This window comes from Streptomyces tropicalis (assembly GCF_029269835.1).
Lineage (GTDB): Bacteria > Actinomycetota > Actinomycetes > Streptomycetales > Streptomycetaceae > Streptomyces > Streptomyces tropicalis.
The window spans coordinates 836,216-853,296 of the sequence record NZ_JARJBB010000001.1; the positions used below are offsets into that span (position 1 = coordinate 836,216).

Here is a 17,081-nt window from a genome sequence, read left to right on the forward strand (position 1 = left end):
CCGGGCGGTCGTGAAGATTTATCACGGCCGCCCGGCTGATCGCGCGGGCGCGCTGTGGTGCATCACACAGGAAGAAGTGGACAAAAGTTGCGCGAAAGGGCCATAACCGGCCGGAACGGTGACGCGATCGTTATCCGGATTTGAGTGTCCTCTGAGCGAACACGGAATCCGGATATGTCAGGGCATCAGGGTCGAGACGAGGGTCTCCTGAAGACCGCCCAGCCACAGATAGGCCATCACCATCGGCTTGCGCGGGTCCTCGTCCGGCAGCCGGTAGAGGTCGTCGGTGTCGTCCTCGGCGGCGATGTCCAGCCGGGAGCCGATGGCCAGGCGCAGGTCGTTGAGGGCGCCGAGCCACTGCCGGGACTCGTCGGTGGACAGCTTCAGCACCGCCCCGCCCTCGCCGGCCGGGGCCAGGCCGTCGAGCGAGCGGACCACCGTCAGGGCGTTCTCGCGCTTCCCGGCCCGCAGGTCGTTCTCGGTGTAGCGGCGGAACTCGGACGAGTGGGCGCGCTGCTCCTCGGCCTCCCCCGCGGTGCCGGGCTCCTGCTCGGGGTCGCGGTAGGCGTCCGGGAAGAGCCGGCGCAGCACCGGGTCGGCCGGCGGCTCGCTCGGGCCCTCGGCGAACAGTTCGGCGAGCGGGTCCGCCCCCTCCGCCGCGGGGCCGGGGCCGATCAGCTCCAGGAGCTGCACCGCGAGCGAGCGGATGATGGAGATCTCGACGTCGTCGAGGGCGACGGCCGCGCCGCCGCCGGGGAGCGGTTCGAAGTGTCCGGGCATGAGTGTGATCGCTACTTCCGGTCCTGCTGGAGGGTGGCCCACAGACCGTAGCCGTGCATCGCCTGCACGTCGCGCTCCATCTCCTCGCGGCTGCCGCTGGAGACCACCGCCCGGCCCTTGTGGTGGACGTCGAGCATGAGCTTGGTGGCCTTGTCCTTGGAGTAGCCGAAGTACGACTGGAAGACGTAGGTCACGTAGCTCATGAGGTTGACCGGGTCGTTGTGGACGATCGTGACCCAGGGGACGTCCGGCTCGGGTACCGCGAACACCTCCTCCGCGGACTGGGGGCGTTCGATCTCTGCGGGCGCGGGTGACGTCACAGCGCCCATGCTGCCACCGCAGGGGGGTGGGAGCACAAACGGGCCCGCGGCAGGGCGACCGGGAACCATAAATCGTCAGACTGACGAAATGGGAGTACGATCCGTGGTCATGAACACAGCGGACCTTGGGCTGCCGGTGGACGTTCCCTCGACGGCGCTCTTCACCGACCACTACGAGCTGACGATGCTGCAGGCCGCCCTCAGGGCCGGGACGGCCGAGCGGCGCAGCGTCTTCGAGGTCTTCACCCGACGCCTTCCGGACGGCCGCCGCTACGGGGTGCTGGCGGGCACCGGACGGGTGCTGGACGCGGTGGAGAACTTCCGCTTCGACCCGGACGTCCTGGGCTTCCTGCGCGAGCGGCGCATCGTGGACGAGCCGACGCTGCGGTGGCTGGCCGACTACCGGTTCCGCGGCGACGTCTGGGGCTACCCGGAGGGCGAGGTCTACTTCCCCGGCTCACCGGTGCTGCGGGTCGAGGGCTCCTTCGGCGAGTGCGTGCTGCTGGAGACGGTGATCCTCTCGATCCTCAACCACGACTCGGCGATCGCTGCCGCCGCCTCGCGGATGTCCTCGGCGGCCGGCGGCCGGCCGCTGATCGAGATGGGCGCCCGCCGCACCCACGAGCTGGCCGCCGTCGCCGCCTCCCGCGCGGCCTACCTCGGCGGCTTCACCTCCACCTCGGACCTGGCCGCGGGCTTCCGCTACAACATCCCGACCGTCGGCACCTCGGCCCACGCCTTCACCCTGCTCCACGACCGCGAGCGGGACGCCTTCCGGGCCCAGGTCGACTCCCTGGGCCGGGACACGACCCTGCTGGTGGACACCTACGACGTCGCCGAGGCCGTGCGCGCCGCGGTCGAGGTGGCCGGGCCCGAGCTGGGCGCGGTGCGCATCGACTCCGGCGACCTGCTGCTCGTCGCCCACCGGGTGCGCCAGCAGCTCGACGCGCTGGGCGCCCGGGACACGAAGATCATCGTCACCTCGGACCTCGACGAGTACGCGATCGCGTCGCTCGCGGCGTCGCCCGTGGACGCGTACGGCGTGGGAACCCAGCTGGTGACCGGGTCCGGCCACCCGACGGCGTCGATGGTCTACAAGCTGGTCGCGCGGGCCACGACCGCGGATCCGGACGCCCCGCTGGTGCCGGTCGCGAAGAGGTCCACCGGCGGCAAGACCTCCGTCGGCGGCCGCAAGTGGGCGGCCCGACGGCTGGACGCGGACGGAGTGGCCGAGGCCGAGGTCGTGGGCACCGGACCGGTGCCGGCCGGGCTCGCCGACCGGCAGCTCCTGGTCCAGCTGGTCAAGGGCGGCGAGGTGGTGGCCCGTGAGCCGCTGGACGCGGCCCGCGACCGGCACACGGCGGCCCGCGCCAACCTGCCGCTGTCGGCCACCCAGCTCTCGCGCGGGGAACCGGTCCTTCCGACGGAGTACGCGCACGGGCGCTCGGGTAGCTAATGCGGGTGCCCGCCCGCGCCGACGCGCCCGTCCCCGCTCCTTGCCCCCGTCCCGCCCTCTCCCGCCCGGCCGGAGAAGTCTCTACGCTCGTAGGTTCACCGGCCGGACCCGCACCGCTCCGTCCCGCCGGACCGACAGTCGAAGGACACCGACCATGCGCCGCGCCTTGATCGTCGTTGACGTGCAGAACGACTTCTGCGAGGGAGGCAGCCTCGCCGTCGCCGGCGGCGCCGACGTCGCCGCCGCGATCACCGAGCTGATCGGCCACGGGGGCCCGCCCCGCCCGGACTCCGCCGGGAGCCCGGCCCGGGCCGGCTACCGGCACGTGGTGGCGACCCGTGACCACCACATCGCTCCCGGTGGCCACTTCGCCGACAACCCGGACTACGTCCGCTCCTGGCCGGCGCACTGCGTGGCCGGCACCGAGGGCGTGGGCTTCCACCCGAACTTCGCACCCGCGGTCACCTCCGGCGCGGTCGACGCCGTCTTCGACAAGGGCGCCTACGCGGCCGCCTACAGCGGCTTCGAGGGCGCGGACGAGAACGGCGTGCCGCTGGCCGACTGGCTGCGCGAGCGGGGCGTCGACGAGGTGGACGTGGTGGGCATCGCCACGGACCACTGCGTGCGGGCGACCGCGCTGGACGCCGTGAGGGCGGGCCTGCGCACCCAGGTGCTGCTGGACCTCACGGCCGGGGTGGCCCAGGAGACCACCGGGCGGGCTCTGGAGGAGATGCGGCAGGCGGGCGTCGAGCTCACCGGCAAGCCGGTCGTCGCGGGGTCGTAGACGGCCCCGCCGGGACGGGTGCGCGGTCGCGCTCCCGGGTCCGCCCGCGGGCTACGCCTGGGCGGGGTGGCGGCTGCGCAGCGAGCGGATCGGGCGCCACAGCTCCGGCGGGCCGACCGCGGTGTCCGGGGCGGTGCGCCATATCAGGCCGTCGGGATGGTGCAGGACCGCGGTCACCTCGTCCGGGGTGGGCGGCGCCGCGTTGCCGCGCAGGTAGACGGCGCGCAGGCCCTGGTTCCGCAGCCGGGTCAGGGCGCGGGCGCGGTTGCCGGCGTGCACGAGCACCCGGACGCCGTCCGCTCCGTCGACGGCGGCGCCGGGCAGGTTCAGCGCCACCACCACGGTGCCGTTCGGCAGTCTGCTGAAGCCTCCTGCGGCCATGCGGTCACATCCCCGTTCCGGTCGGTGTCAATAAGAGAACCACAGCACGCACCTAAACACGATCGGCGGCAACCCGCCAGGGGGTTGCCGCCGATACGCCTTTGACCTGCAGAAATGCTGTTTACTTCACCGCGCGGCCGACCTCGAGCTCGATCGTGGAGCCGTCCTTGGCCTCCTTCTCGATCCGGATCACGGTGTTGGTGTCAGTGATCTTGACACCGCCGGTCGGGTTCGCCGTGTCGTAGTAGGTGCCGGTGTGGTCGTTGAAGACCGGCACCCCCTTCGACGACTTGATCGTGGTGGCGACGTCCGCCTTGTGCAGCGTGATGCCGTCCGTGCGGAAGAGGCTGAAGGGCGAGTCGTAGGCCTGCATGCGGTTGCGCATGAGCGTGCCGTCGGACCACTTCATGGCCTTGAAGTGCGAGTCGACCGGGAGGATCAGACCGGTGCCGGGGTGGGCGCTGGTGTTGTTGTCCGCCTGGGAGGTGTCCCACTTCCAGATCAGCAGGCCGTTCTGGTACGGGTAGTGCTCCACCCAGTCCGGACGCGTCGTCGAGAAGCCGAAGTTGTACGGGCCGGTCTTCAGCGTCGTGTCGTACGACCGGTACTGGCGGTTCTCGGCGAGGTAGTACTGCTTGTAGTCCTTGGTGAAGGACGCGCCGATGCGGGAGAAGCCGTTGGCCGTCCAGGCCGCGTCCGCGCTCTCCGCGTCGTCCGAGAAGAGGGCCGCGCCGTCCGCGGTCACGGTGATCTCGTCGGCCGCGAAGCCCTTCTGGGCCACGCCGCCGTCGGTCTGGTAGCGGAAGCGGAGCTGGATCTTCTGGCCCGCGTAGGCGTCGAGCGGGAAGGACAGCTTCTTGTAGGCGTCGACCGTGCCGGTCAGGGCCGGCTTGTCGCTGCCGTCGCGCGGGATCGGCTGGCCGTTCACCGTGCCGTCCAGGGCGGTCCAGTTGGCGCCGCCGTCGGTCGAGACCTCGGTGTAGAGGTAGTCGTAGTTGGCCTCGATGTCGTACCAGCCGTCGAGCGTGAGGGCGGCCGACTTCTTGCCGGTGAGGTCCACGGAGCGGGTCAGCGTGTTCTTGAGGTCGTCGCCGCTGCCGCTCCACCACTGGGTCGCGCCCTGGGCCGGGGTGACCACCTGGGTGGTGACGGCCTTGTCGGGCAGCGAGACGACCATCGCCTGGCGGTACTTGGTGTTGTACTCGGCGAGGCCCAGCTTGTGCCAGGACTTCACGCCGGCCTTGGCCGTGTCGTACGTGAGCCAGCCGAGCTGGAGCTTGTCCCAGGCGTTCATGTCGCCGGGCAGGTCGCCGATGGCGTCCTTGCCGCGGCCCAGCCAGGAACCGGAGGACATCAGGGTCCAGAACCCGGTGGAGTTGTCGCCGCCGGCGGTGTCGTACTCGTCCGGCAGGCCGAGGTCGTGGCCGTACTCGTGGGCGAAGACGCCGAGGCCGCCGTTCTCCGGCTGGATGGTGTAGTCGCCGACCCAGATGCCGGAGTTGCCGATCTGGGCGCCGCCCAGCTTGTTGCCCTGCGGGCCGGTGGCGCCGGCGTCGGTGCCGAAGGCGTACCAGCGGTGGGCCCAGATCGCGTCCTTGCCCTGGGCGCCGCCGCCCGCGGACTCGTCCTCGCCCGCGTGCACGATCTGGAAGTGGTCGATGTAGCCGTCGGGCTCGTTGAAGTTGCCGTCGCCGTCGTAGTCGTAGCGGTCCCACTGGTCGTACTTGGCCAGGTCCGCCTTGATGGCGGCGTCGGACTTGCCGGCCGCCTTCTGCTGGGCGGCCCAGGCGTTGACGCCGTCGCTGACGACGTTCCACACGCTCGGGCAGTTCGTGGCGCCGCAGGCGTTGTTGCCGTAACGGGCCTCGTTGTACGGGACCTTGACCCAGTCCGAGACCTCGCCGTCGACCGAGTAGCGGCCCGAGGACTGCTTCTCGTAGTACTTCTTCATGGACTCGACACCCTTGCCGGTGCCGAAGTACATGTCCTGGAAGTGCTTCTGGTTGTAGTCCTTCTGCCAGGCGGTGCTGTTGTCCTTCGTGCGGTCCGGCGCGGCGATCGTGTTGTGCCGCGGGCCGGCCGTGCCGCCGAACTTCGGGTCCGTCTGGTCGCCGAACTCGACCAGGATGGTGAAGATCTTGTCGGTCTTCTCCCGGCCCAGCTCGACGTACTTGCCGTCGCCCTTCCTGCTCTTCAGCTGGACGACCTTGGAGCCGTTGCGGTCCTTCACCTGGGCCTTGCCGGCGATGACCTCGTGCAGCGCCTCCTGGCGCTGTGCGTTCTGGGTCCTGCTCAGCGGACCGTCGAGGTCGTGCTTCGGCTGCTTGACCGGCTGCGGGTCGTGCCGGGTCACCGTGGTGGACGTGCCTGCCGTCGCGGCCTGGGCGACGGCGAACGTCGAGAACGTGGCGGTGGCCGCCGCGAGCGCGACGCCGGTCGCGGCCGTTCTGAACGTCCAGGATCTGCTGATCACTTGATGTCCTCCCCTGACGCGTGCGTGCGCGCGGCCCAGGGGTCTCTGGCCACAGAAGATCCGCGCGCGATCAACGCGTGTAGTCAAGTGACGACATTTGACTAGAGGTTTACGAGAAAAGACAGACCTTGACTTGGACAGGTCAAGTGCACTATGCGGAGCGGGGGTTCGCTTTACGGACGGCCGGAAGCAGGGCTTGCCGGGCGCGTGGATCCGCCCCCGGACCAGGTCGCATGACTCCGTGCGCCCCCTGTGCACCGGCACCGTGGGTTAGGTCACGCTTACCGGGCGTTCCGCCCGGGCATCCAGGCGAATAGAGTCGGCGGGCGGAACGCCCGGGGGCCGGTCGCTCGCCGGGCCGGGCCCCCGTCCCACCCCCGATTCCGTCCGCATCTCCCCCATGAGAGGCCGGGGGGAGGAGATCCCCAGTTCTGAGGACCGATTGCCATGCCTCGTCCGACCGCCGCACAGCTCGCCTACGGTTCGTGCACCGTGATCTTCTCGACGCTCGCCATGCTGCTGCTGTCACAGACGAGTTCGGGACTCGGGATCACGGTCATCGCCCTGGCGGCGCTCGCCCTGGGCCTGCTGGTCGCCATGACGGTGCCGCTGCCCCGCGCCCGCGCGTCGGCGGCGGCCGCCGACGCGGACCGGGCCACCGGCCCGGCCGCCGTCACGGCGCCGGGCGCGGACGGCACGCCGGAGCCGGTGCGGGTGCGGCGCGAGCGGGTGTCCGCCGGTGCGCCGCCGGCGCGGGTGCCGGGCCGCTCCTGAAGGACGCCGGGCCGCTCCCGAAGGGGGCCCGGGCAGCTCCGCACATGCCTCGGCGGGCCCGCGCAGACGGACCCGCCGATCGTGAACCGCCGCCGCGTCAGCCGGTGCTGACCACCACGGTCTTGGCCGCCTTGTCGTGCAGGCCCTGCTTGTAGGGCCGGTCGAAGTAGCTCCAGCCGCCCGCGACGGCGAGCCACACGCAGGCGCAGCAGAACCAGAAGGGCAGCCACAGCACCGCCGCGCGGCCGAGCGCGGTCTGCACGGAGGGCGTGGAGCCGTCCGCAAGGTTGGCCACCCGCATGCCCAGCCACTTCTTGCCGAGGGTCTGCCCCGACCGCGAGATCAGGAAGGTGTCGTACGCGATGTAGAGGACGACGCCGATGACCGACTGGGCGAAGGACTTCCCGAACTGGAAGTGGTCGGCGTTCACCATGGTCTCGTTGACCCGCAGGCCCCAGGTGAGCAGCCAGACGACGATGCCGACGAGGATCAGGTCGATGATCCGCGCGAGGGTGCGGCGTCCGCTGTCGGCCAGCGGGGGCATCCCGGCCAGCGGATCCGGCGGGTACTGCCGGCCGCCGTAGGACCCGCCGCCGTACGGACCGCCGCCCCCGGGGGGTCCGCCGCCGTAGGGCCCGCCGCCGTACGGGCCGCCGCCGTACGGACCGCCCGGCGGGGGCCCACCGGGCTGACCCGGACCCGGCTGACCCGCGCCCGGCTGACCGGGCTGACCCGGACCCGGCTGACCGGATCCGGGTTCGCCCGGGCGGCCCTCCCCGGGCCGGTCGCCGCTGGGCGGGGGGCCCCAGTACGGGCCACCGCCCGAGGAGCCGCCGTCGTTCGGGCCCTCGCCGGGGGGCGGGGGCTGGGGTCCGGAGCCGGAGGGCGGTTCGCTGCTCATGGGCCGAGTGCACCGCGCCCCGCCGCCGCCCGCATCCGGCGCGGGTCCGTACGGGGGACGGCGGCGCCGTGGTCCGGTCCGCCGGCGCGGCGCCCTCGGCCGGGCGGCGCGCCGGACGGAGGGTCAGTCCGCCACGAACGTGTGGGCCGCCTTGTCGTGCCAGCACTGGTGCCACGGCCGGTCGACCACGCACCACAGCACACCGAGCACGCCGATGCCGAGCAGGCCCGGCACGCTGTAGACCAGCCAGCGGCGCAGGGCGGCGCCGAAGGTCGGGGCGTCGTGGCCCTCGATGTCGCGGACCTGCAGGCCGCACAGCCGCTTGCCCAGGGTGCGGCCCCACCGGGCGGTCGGCAGCACCTCGTAGACGACGCCGAACAGCAGCAGGACGGCGAGGACGATGCCGAGGTACGTCCCCGTCGTGCCGTCGAGCAGCCACACCGTGACGGTGCGGCCGGACAGCTTGGCGGCCTCGATCTTGGCGTCGACGTGGTCGACCGCCCGGACGCCGAGCGGGACGGCGGCCGCCGCGGTGACGCCCGTGAGGACGGCCGTGTCGACGAGCCGGGCCGCGAGCCGCTTGCCGAGGCCGGCGGGCCGGGCCGCGGCCTGCCGTCGTGCGGCCGCGGTGAACGGGTCCTCGACCGGCGGTTTCCACGGCGCGACGGGCTGGTCGTCGGAGGACTCCGCGAGCCGGTGCACCTGCTGCGCCCAGGAGGACTGGCCACCGCCGGGGCCGCTGGTCAGCGGAGCGGGGGCGGGAGCGGCGGACTGCTGCGGCACACCCGGCACGGCGGGCGCGGCGGCCGGGTGGTGGGCGGCGGGGACCTGCGGGGCGGGAGCCGCGGCGGCGGGGCCGGGCTGCGCCGTGGCCGCGCGGGCCGCCGCCGCCTTCCCCGCGCCGAAGCCCGGGGCACCGGCGCCCTGGCCCGCCCCGGCGCCGTGCGCGGGAGCCTCCTGGGCGGGCAACGGGTTCGCGGGGCCGGGCGCCGGACCGTGGCGCGGCACCGCCCGGAAGGTCATCGTGCCCTCGTCGGCGCGCGGCCGGGCGGGAGCCGGGACACCGGACGCACCCGGAGCCGGGGGGCCGGCGTCGGCCGCGGCCCCGTCGGCGCCGGGGGCCCGACGCCGCAGCAGGAACGTGCCGTCACCGGACGCCGGTTCGCCCGCCGGGGCCGGTGCGAAGCCGTCCGCCGCGGCAGGTGAGCGCGGGTCGGTCCCGGCCGGGGCGCCCCAGGACACCCGGCGGTCCTGGTCGCCGCCGAAGCCGGACTGGCGGGAGCGGTCGGCGCCCCACGCCGACGCCGGCTCGGAGCCGGCGCCCTGCGGCGGTCCGCCGGGGGCGGGCCCGGCGGGCTCCTCGACGGGGTCCTCGTCGAAGAAGTGCGGGCCCGTCTCCTCCACCGCCGGGGCAGCGGGCGCGGGCCGGGCGCCGGGCGGCGGGCTGAGCGGCTCGCCGTCGGACGGGGCCGGCCGGCTGGTGCCGGGCACCCACGCGGCTCCGTTCCAGTACCGGACGTATCCGGGGATGGACGGGTCCGGGTAATAACCCTCGCGGGGCCTGTCGTCACCGGGTGCCGGAGTTGGGGCGCTCATGGTCCGTCGTCCCGTATCTGCTCGGGGGTCGTCTGGGCCCCCACATCTATCAGACCGGCGCAGCCGCCACCGCCAGTCCGCCCCGACCCACTCCTTTCCGGGCAACCTCGTACACGGACTTCACATCCGCGGAAGCCCGCGTCGAAAAAGTTCCGCCGACCCGCGTAACGCCGGACGCCCGGCGGCCTCTCCACTCGTGCGGGCCCGCGCGGGCCCGCGGCGGAAAGGAGACACGTCGTGCAGCACACCGTGGTGGAGCGGGAGTTGGGACTGCGGCGCGTCCTGTCGCCCGAACGCGGCGTCCCGGTGGCGGCGCGGCTCGGGTACCGCACCACCGACCCGTACGCCGTGCGCCTCGCCTTCCGCGTCGACTCCGCGGACCCCGTGCGGTGGATTCGCCCGGGAGCTGCTGGTGGAGGGCGTGTTCCGGCCGAGCGGGCGGGGCGACGTGCGGGTGTGGCCGTCCCGGCCCGGACAGGCGCGGCGTCGTCCTGCCGGCGCCGGCCCCGCCCGGCGGCGAGGCGCTGCTGGAGGCACCGGCGGCGGCAGGTGTCGGCCTGGCTGGAGCGGACGCTGCGGGTGGTCCCGCCGGGCAGCGAGGGCGAACGGCTCGGGCTGGACGACGGGCTCACCGGGCTGCTCGCCCCGGACGCCTGAGCGCCCGGGACGCCCGTGCCGCAGCGGTCAGAAGAGCTTGCCCGGGTTGAGCAGGCCCAGCGGGTCGAAGGCGAGCTTGACCGCCCGCTGCATCTCCATGCCCACCGGGCCCACCTCGCGTGCCAGCCACTCCTTCTTCAGCACGCCCACGCCGTGCTCGCCGGTGATCGTGCCGCCGAGCTCCAGGCCGAGCGCCATGATCTCGTCGAAGGACTCGCGGGCGCGCCGCGACTCGTCGGGGTCCTGCGCGTCGAAGCAGACCGTGGGATGGGTGTTGCCGTCCCCGGCGTGCGCGCAGACACCGATGGTGAGCCCGTACTTCCCGGCGATGCGCTCGACCCCCTCGAGCATCTCGCCGAGCCGGGACCGGGGCACGCACACGTCGTCGATCATCGTGGTGCCCTTGACCGCCTCCAGCGCGGTGAGCGCCAGGCGCCGGGCCTGGAGGAGCATCTCGGACTCGGCGGCGTCCTCGGCCGGGACGACCTGGGTGGCGCCGGCCGCCTCGCACAGCGCGCCGACGGCGGCGAGGTCGGCGGCCGGGTCCGGGGTGTCGAACGCGGCCAGCAGCAGCGCCTCCGTGGTCTCCGGGAGCCCCATGCGGGCGAGGTCGTTGACGGCCTTCACGGTGGTGCGGTCCATCAGCTCCAGCAGGGAGGGGACGTGGCCGCCCTCCATGATCCGGCAGACCGCGTCGCAGGCGGCGGCCGCGGAGGCGAACTCGGCGGCCAGCACCAGCTGTTGCGGCGGCTTCGGCTTCAGCGCGAGGACCGCGCGCACGACGATGCCGAGGGAGCCCTCGGAGCCCACGAACAGCCGGGTGAGGTCGTACCCGGCGACGCCCTTGGCGGTGCGGCGGCCGGTGGACATCAGGCGGCCGTCGGCGAGGACGACGTCGAGTCCGAGGACGTACTCGGCGGTGACGCCGTACTTCACGCAGCACAGGCCGCCGGAGGCGGTGCCGATGTTGCCTCCGATGGTGCACGTCTCCCAGCTGGAGGGGTCCGGCGGGTAGCAGAGGCCGTGCTCGTTCACCGCGCGGGACAGCGCGGCGTTGACGACACCCGGCTCGACGACCGCGATCCGGTCCACCGGGTTGATCTCCAGGATGCGGTCCATCCGGGTCAGGGACAGGACGATGCAGCCGTCGGAGGCGTTGGCGCCGCCGGACAGCCCGGTGCGGGCGCCCTGGGGGACGACCGGCACGCGCAGCTCGGTGGCGGTGCGCATGACGTGCTGGACCTGTTCGACGGTGCGGGGCAGGACGACGACGGCCGGGGCGCCGGACGGGCAGAAGCTCGCCATGTCGTTGGCGTAGGAGACGGTGACGTCGGGATCGATGAGGACCGCCTCGGCCGGCAGGCCCGCGAGGAGCCGGTCGGTGAGGTGGCCCTGGGCGGCGTCGGGTGCGGCGTGGATACGGCTCATGATCACAGCGTGGCACCCGGGGCCATCGGTGTGAACCCCGTCGGCCGCACCCCTGGGCCTACCGGGTGGCGGTCGTCGTATTGACGCACAGTATGCGCCATGGACAAGCGACGGGAGACGGGCCGGGCGGCGGTGCCCCGGCGGCGCGGCCGGGTGATGCACAGGGCACTCGCCGCCCTGGTCGCGGGCGGGGTGGCGGCCGGCGGGACGTGGCTGCTGCTGCCCTCGCCCGAGCGGAGGCCCGCAGCACCGGCGCCCGCGGCGGGCGCGCTGGCGGCGGTGACGGCCGGGGCCCCGGTGGCGCTGCCGGACCTCGCGGCGCTGATCGGGGACCGGCAGCGGCATCTGACGGCGCATCCGCAGGACGCGTCCGCGTGGGCGGTGCTCGGGGCCGCCTTCGTGGAGCGGGGCCGCAGGACGGCCGACGGCGGCGACTACCGGCGGGCCGACACGGCGCTGCGGACCTCGCTGCGGCTGACGCCCGGCCGGAACGCGGCGGCGCTGGAGGGGCTGGCGGCGCTGGCCGACCAGCGGCGGGACTTCCGCGCGGCCCGGACCTACGGCGAGCAGGCGCTGAAGCTGGAGCCCGGGCGCTGGACGGCGTACGGGCCGCTGATCGACGCCTGCTCCGGGCTCGGTGACCGCCCGGCCGCGCAGCGCGCCCTGGACAGGCTGCTGAAGCTGCACCGGGCCCCGGCGGTGCAGGCGCAGGCGGCGAAGGTGTTCTGGGACCGGGGCTGGCGGGAGGACGCGGCGGCCCAGCTCGCGGACGCGGCGGCGGCCGCGGCGACACCGGTGGAGCAGGCGGCCTACGTGGAGCAGGCGGGGCGGATCGCCTGGGAGCGCGGGGACCTGGAGGACGCGCTGCGGCACTTCGAGACGGCGCTGCGGCTCGACCCGGGCCAGTGGGCGGCGCTGGCCGGCAAGGGGCGGGCGCTGGCCGCGCTGGACCGGCCCAGGGAGGCGGTGCGGGCGTACCGGTCGGCGCTGTCCCGGCAGCCGCGCCCCGAGTACGCGCTGGAGCTGGGCGAGTTGTACGAGTCGCTCGGGCTGAGGGCGCCGGCGAGGACCCAGTACGACCTGCTGCGCACCCGGGTCGGGCAGGACGCGGCGGCGGGCGTCGACGACGAGCTGGTGCTGGGGCGCTTCGAGGCGGACCACGGGCAGGCGGAGGCGGCGGTGTGGCGGCTGCGGGCCGAGTGGCACCGGCAGCCGGGGGCGGCGGTGGCCGACGCGCTGGGGTGGGCTCTGCACCGGGACGGGCAGGACACGGAGGCGCTGAAGTTCGTCACCACGGCGACGGACAAGGCGGGGGGCGGCGCGGTGCGCAGTGCCCTCTACGCCTACCACCGCGGGATGGTCGAGCGGGAGCTGGACCTGACCGGGCCGGCGCGCCGGCACCTGGAGGAGGCGCTGCGGACCAACCCCTACTTCTCGCCGCTGGAGGCGCCCCGGGCGAGGAAGGCACTGTCGGCGCTCGGTGAGCCGCCCGACGAGGAGCCGCCGACGGACGACGCCGGGCCGTCGGCCGAGGACGTCCCGCCGTCGCACCAGGGTGCCTCGCCGCCGGCGCAGGCGACGCCCCGTCCGACGCGGACGGCGCCCGGCCCGACGCGGACGGCGCCACCGCCACCACCGGCCGCGGCACCGCCCGCCGCGGCACCGCCGGCCCCGGCCGCGGCACCGCCGGCGGTGCCGCCCGGGCGGTGATCCCCGCGGTGGCGGCACCCCGCGCCGGGCGCGGGCCGCAACGGTCAGAGGTTGCCGCGCCGCTCCTGCTCGCGCTCGATCGCCTCGAACAGGGCCTTGAAGTTGCCCTTGCCGAAGCCCATGGAGCCGTGGCGCTCGATGAGCTCGAAGAAGACGGTCGGACGGTCCTGGACCGGCTTGGTGAAGATCTGCAGCAGGTAGCCGTCCTCGTCGCGGTCGGCGAGGATCTTCAGCTCGCGCAGGGTGTCGACGGGCACGCGGGTGTCGCCGACCCACTCGCCGAGGGTGTCGTAGTAGGAGTCCGGGGTGTCCAGGAACTCGACGCCGGCGGCGCGCATGGTGCGGACCGTCTGCACGATGTCGTTGGTGTTGAGCGCGATGTGCTGGACACCGGCCCCGCCGTAGAACTCGAGGTACTCGTCGATCTGCGACTTCTTCTTCGCGACGGCGGGCTCGTTGATCGGGAACTTGACCTTGAGCGTGCCGTCGGCGACCACCTTCGACATCAGCGCGCTGTACTCGGTCGCGATGTCGTCGCCCACGAACTCCTTCATGTTCGTGAAGCCCATGACCTTGTTGTAGAACGCCACCCACTCGTTCATGCGCCCGAGTTCGACGTTGCCGACGCAGTGGTCGACCGCCTGGAAGGTCCGCTGGGCGGGCGGCGCGACCAGCGGGGCGGCGGCCGCGTACCCGGGCAGGTAGGGGCCGTCGTAGCCGGAGCGCTCGACGAGGGTGTGCCGGGTCTCGCCGTAGGTGGCGATCGCGGCGAGGACGACCGTGCCGTGCTCGTCCTTGACCTCGTGCGGCTCGGTGACCGGGCGGGCGCCGTGCTCGACGGCGTACGCGAACGCGGCACGCGCGTCGGGCACCTCGATGGCGAGGTCGACGACACCGTCGCCGTGCTCGGCCACGTGCTGGGCGAGGAAGCGGCCCCGGTCGGTGGACGGCTTGATCACCGAGGTGAGGACGAACCGGGCGGAGCCGTTCTCGAGCACGTAGCTGGCGATCTCGCGGCTGCCGTTCTCCGGTCCGGAGTAGGCGACCAGCTGCATGCCGAAGGCGGTGGAGTAGTAGTGCGCCGCCTGCTTGGCGTTGCCCACGGCGAAGACGACGGCGTCCATTCCCTTGACCGGGAAGGGGTCGGCCTGCCGGGCGGTCGCGTCGGGAGCGTGCTGTGTGGTCTGCGTCATGGCCGAAGCCTCACCCCGACCGGCAAGGTGCGCAATAGTTCGCGCATCGACTGGGCAATCTGACCAGTACGGAGCGGCAATCGGCGGACTTTCTGTACAGGATGACCATCTCGGGAGGCGGGCATGGGGATCGATCGTCTGGACGGCCGGATCATCGTGCTGCTGGCGCGCGAGCCGCGCATCGGCGTGCTGGAGATGTCCCGGCGGCTGGGGGTCGCCCGCGGCACCGTGCAGGCCCGGCTGGACCGGCTCCAGTCGAACGGGGTCGTCCGCGGATTCGGCCCCGAGGTGGACCCGGCGGCGCTCGGCTACCCGGTCACCGCCTTCGCCACCCTGGAGATCCGGCAGGGACAGGGCGCGGACGTGCGGGCCCACCTGGCGACCGTGCCGGAGGTGCTGGAACTGCACACCACCACCGGCAGCGGCGACATGCTGTGCCGCCTGGTCGCCCGCTCGAACGCCGACCTCCAGCGGGTGATCGACCGCGTCGTCGGCTTCGAGGGCATCGTCCGCGCCTCCACCGCGATCGTCATGGAGAACGCCGTCCCCCTGCGGATCATCCCGCTGGTGGAACAGGCGGCGGAGGACCGGGAAGGGGACGAGGGCCGGCCCGGGGGGTGAGCGGCCAGGCTCACCCTTCGGCGGTCCGCCACCGCGCGCCGACCGGCCCAGCGGCTGGGCGAGTCGGGCGGCCTCACCAGCTACCGCCTGCGGCAGCGCGCGGCGCACGGGTTCGTGGAGGACGACCCCGAGCACGGCACGGGACGGGAGCGGTGATGGGGGTCGGCCTGCGCCTCGCGGCCGGGCCGCGGGCCGTCGTCGCGTGCTGAGACGGACCCGGCAGGGTCCGGGAGAGGGGAGCTAGGGCTGTGGCCGGACAGGTGTGCCGGGAAGCCCGCGGCATCCGGTGCCGGGGGCACCTCCCACGACGTTCAGGCCGTGGGGGAGCATCGCACGGCGGAGCGTCGCCCGCGTACGGGATGTACCCGGGTGAGGCGACGACGCAGAGAGGTGCCGTGCCGGACGCCGCGAGCCGGTGACCTTCCGGTCACAGCACTAGCAGGCCGGGACCGTGCCCGTGCCCTTCTGGAGTGCCGACAGGGCGGTCACCGCGCCCTGGAGGGTGGTCACCGGGACCAGGCGGAGGCCCTTCGGGAGTTCCGCCTTCGCGTCGGCGCACTCCGCCTTCGGGACCAGGAAGACGGTGGCGCCGTCCCGGCGCGCGGCCTGGGTCTTCAGTGAGACGCCGCCCACCGCGCCGACCGTGCCGTCGCCCGCGATCGTCCCCGTGCCGGCGACGGTGCGGCCGCCGGTGAGGTCGCCTCCGCCGCCGTTGCCGTCGATCTTGTCCACGATGCCGAGGGAGAACAGCAGGCCCGCGCTGGGCCCGCCGACGTCGGCCAGCTTCAGGCTGACCTTGACGCCCTTGCCGTTCAGACGGAGGTAGCCGAGTGCGGCGCGGGTCGCCGCGTCCTGCGACTGCTGCATCTGCGCGGCGTTGTGCTGCTCGATCTCCTTGACGCTGTTGCCGGTCGGGTAGACCGCGTCGCGCGGCATGACCGCGCGGTCCGTCGCGAACCAGCCGCCGATCACGTCGCCGAGCGAGACGCGCGCGTCCGGACCGGTCGCCTCGATGGTCGTCATCCGCAACTGCCCGCTGGTGGCCCGGGTGGGCGCGCCGGAGATCGTGATCACCTGGGTGCCCTTGTTCTTGCCGAGCACGTTCGCCGTGATCCCCGGCTGCGCGACCGAGAACGGCAGCGGCGCCAGGGCCGCCGCGAGGAGCAGGCCGACGACGGGGACGGCGCAGACGGCCACGGCCTGGAGACGTGTGAGGCGAGAGAGCACGCCATCAATCTACGCGACGGAACCGCCCGTTCCGAGGTCGGCCGGAGCCGCGCCCGGACGGCTCAGCGCAGCGCCTCCGCCACCTCGCGGGCCGCCTCCATCACCCGCGGGCCGACCCGCTCCGGCACCGAGTCCGCCAGCATCACCACCCCGACGCTGCCCTCCACCCCGGTCACTCCGAGCAGCGGTGCCGCCGCCCCGCTGGCACCGGCCTCCAGCTCGCCGTGGGTGAGGGTGTATCCGGGGTCCGCCGCGCGCTGCAGACGGGCCGCGAGTATCGCCTTGCCGGCGGCCCCCCGGTCCAGCGGATGCCGGAAACCGGCCCGGTAGGCCACGTGGTAGTCCGTCCACGTCGGTTCGACCACGGCGACCGCCAGCGCCTCCGCCCCGTCGACCAGCGTCAGGTGGGCGGTCGCGCCTATGTCCTCGGCCAGCGCACGCAGCGCGGGCAGCGCCGCCTCCCGTACCAGGGGGTGCACCTGGCGGCCCAGCCGCAGCACCCCGAGCCCGACCCGGGCGCGGCCGCCGAGGTCGCGGCGGACCAGCGAGTGCTGTTCCAGCGTGGCGAGCAGCCGGTACACCACGGTCCTGTTCACGCCCAGTCTCTGGGAGAGTTCGGTGACGGTCAGCCCGTGGTCCGTGTCGGCGAGCAGCTTGAGGACCTTCAGCCCCCGGTCGAGCGTCTGGGAGGTCTCCGCGGTCACGACGCCCACTCCTTCGGTGGTGAGGTCGGCGGGCCTCCTCGTGGTGGATGCGTCCCGGTGTCCCGTCCGTGACGCG

The 17,081-nt window shown here is 73.7% G+C and carries 15 protein-coding genes and 2 pseudogenes; 7 read left to right on the forward strand and 10 right to left on the reverse strand.

All coding sequences use genetic code 11. From position 1 onward, the window contains the following. Positions 1-177: 177 nt before the first annotated feature. Together P3H78_RS03670 and clpS are read right to left on the reverse strand one after the other, a co-directional pair. Positions 178-780, reverse strand: coding sequence for a DUF2017 domain-containing protein (locus P3H78_RS03670; protein ID WP_276107251.1), 603 nt, complete (start codon positions 778-780; stop codon positions 178-180). Positions 781-791: 11 nt separating this feature from the next. Then, positions 792-1,109 (reverse strand): ATP-dependent Clp protease adapter ClpS, encoded by a 318-nt coding sequence (gene clpS, locus P3H78_RS03675; protein ID WP_276107253.1) that lies wholly within the window; start codon positions 1,107-1,109, stop codon positions 792-794. A 100-nt stretch (positions 1,110-1,209) separates the two neighbouring features. Between clpS and P3H78_RS03680 the strand changes: the two genes are divergently transcribed. Together P3H78_RS03680 and P3H78_RS03685 are read left to right on the forward strand one after the other, a co-directional pair. Beyond that, on the forward strand, positions 1,210-2,556 hold the full coding sequence (locus P3H78_RS03680; protein ID WP_276107254.1) for a nicotinate phosphoribosyltransferase: 1,347 nt from the start codon (positions 1,210-1,212) through the stop codon (positions 2,554-2,556). A 154-nt stretch (positions 2,557-2,710) separates the two neighbouring features. Next, positions 2,711-3,340 (forward strand): isochorismatase family protein, encoded by a 630-nt coding sequence (locus tag P3H78_RS03685; RefSeq protein ID WP_276107255.1) that lies wholly within the window; start codon positions 2,711-2,713, stop codon positions 3,338-3,340. Between the two features lie 51 nt (positions 3,341-3,391). Here P3H78_RS03685 and P3H78_RS03690 read toward each other — a convergent pair whose 3' ends face one another. Together P3H78_RS03690 and P3H78_RS03695 are read right to left on the reverse strand one after the other, a co-directional pair. Then, complete coding sequence (locus P3H78_RS03690; RefSeq protein ID WP_276107256.1) at positions 3,392-3,721, reverse strand: hypothetical protein; 330 nt, start codon at positions 3,719-3,721, stop codon at positions 3,392-3,394. 121 nt (positions 3,722-3,842) lie between these two features. Next, a complete protein-coding gene (locus P3H78_RS03695) occupies positions 3,843-6,194 on the reverse strand; it encodes an immune inhibitor A domain-containing protein (RefSeq protein ID WP_276107257.1) in 2,352 nt (783 codons plus the stop codon). A gap of 447 nt (positions 6,195-6,641) precedes the next feature. On the opposite strand from P3H78_RS03695, the gene P3H78_RS03700 reads away from it, so the two are divergent. Beyond that, positions 6,642-6,968, forward strand: coding sequence for a hypothetical protein (locus tag P3H78_RS03700; RefSeq protein ID WP_276107258.1), 327 nt, complete (start codon positions 6,642-6,644; stop codon positions 6,966-6,968). A 97-nt stretch (positions 6,969-7,065) separates the two neighbouring features. On the opposite strand, the gene P3H78_RS03705 is transcribed toward P3H78_RS03700, so the two are convergent. Then, positions 7,066-7,869 carry an RDD family protein gene (locus tag P3H78_RS03705; RefSeq protein WP_276107259.1) on the reverse strand — a complete coding sequence of 268 codons (804 nt, stop codon included), beginning with the start codon at positions 7,867-7,869 and terminating at the stop codon, positions 7,066-7,068. 123 nt (positions 7,870-7,992) lie between these two features. Next, positions 7,993-9,465, reverse strand: coding sequence for an RDD family protein (locus P3H78_RS03710; RefSeq protein ID WP_276107260.1), 1,473 nt, complete (start codon positions 9,463-9,465; stop codon positions 7,993-7,995). 237 nt (positions 9,466-9,702) lie between these two features. On the opposite strand from P3H78_RS03710, the pseudogene P3H78_RS03720 reads away from it, so the two are divergent. Next, a pseudogene (locus P3H78_RS03720) lies at positions 9,703-10,122 on the forward strand (SsgA family sporulation/cell division regulator). Between the two features lie 27 nt (positions 10,123-10,149). Here P3H78_RS03720 and P3H78_RS03725 read toward each other — a convergent pair. Continuing rightward, a complete protein-coding gene (locus tag P3H78_RS03725; protein ID WP_276107261.1) occupies positions 10,150-11,556 on the reverse strand; it encodes an FAD-binding oxidoreductase in 1,407 nt (468 codons plus the stop codon). 93 nt (positions 11,557-11,649) lie between these two features. On the opposite strand from P3H78_RS03725, the gene P3H78_RS03730 reads away from it, so the two are divergent. Continuing rightward, on the forward strand, positions 11,650-13,260 hold the full coding sequence (locus P3H78_RS03730; RefSeq protein WP_276107262.1) for a tetratricopeptide repeat protein: 1,611 nt from the start codon (positions 11,650-11,652) through the stop codon (positions 13,258-13,260). A 44-nt stretch (positions 13,261-13,304) separates the two neighbouring features. Here the strand turns inward: P3H78_RS03730 and hppD are convergent, their stop codons facing one another. Then, entirely contained in the window at positions 13,305-14,453 is a 1,149-nt protein-coding gene (gene hppD, locus P3H78_RS03735; RefSeq protein WP_276107263.1) for a 4-hydroxyphenylpyruvate dioxygenase, read from the reverse strand. A gap of 123 nt (positions 14,454-14,576) precedes the next feature. Between hppD and P3H78_RS03740 the strand changes: the two genes are divergently transcribed. After that, entirely contained in the window at positions 14,577-15,074 is a 498-nt protein-coding gene (locus P3H78_RS03740) for an Lrp/AsnC family transcriptional regulator (RefSeq protein ID WP_276107264.1), read from the forward strand. A gap of 15 nt (positions 15,075-15,089) precedes the next feature. Continuing rightward, a pseudogene (locus P3H78_RS03745) lies at positions 15,090-15,227 on the forward strand (transcriptional regulator); the annotation flags it as partial. A 282-nt stretch (positions 15,228-15,509) separates the two neighbouring features. On the opposite strand, the gene P3H78_RS03750 reads toward P3H78_RS03745, so the two are convergent. Further along, positions 15,510-16,301, reverse strand: a complete 792-nt coding sequence (locus P3H78_RS03750) for a S16 family serine protease (RefSeq protein ID WP_276107265.1) — start codon at positions 16,299-16,301, stop codon at positions 15,510-15,512. A gap of 62 nt (positions 16,302-16,363) precedes the next feature. Beyond that, positions 16,364-17,005, reverse strand: a complete 642-nt coding sequence (locus P3H78_RS03755; RefSeq protein ID WP_276107266.1) for an IclR family transcriptional regulator — start codon at positions 17,003-17,005, stop codon at positions 16,364-16,366. Positions 17,006-17,081: the final 76 nt, after the last annotated feature.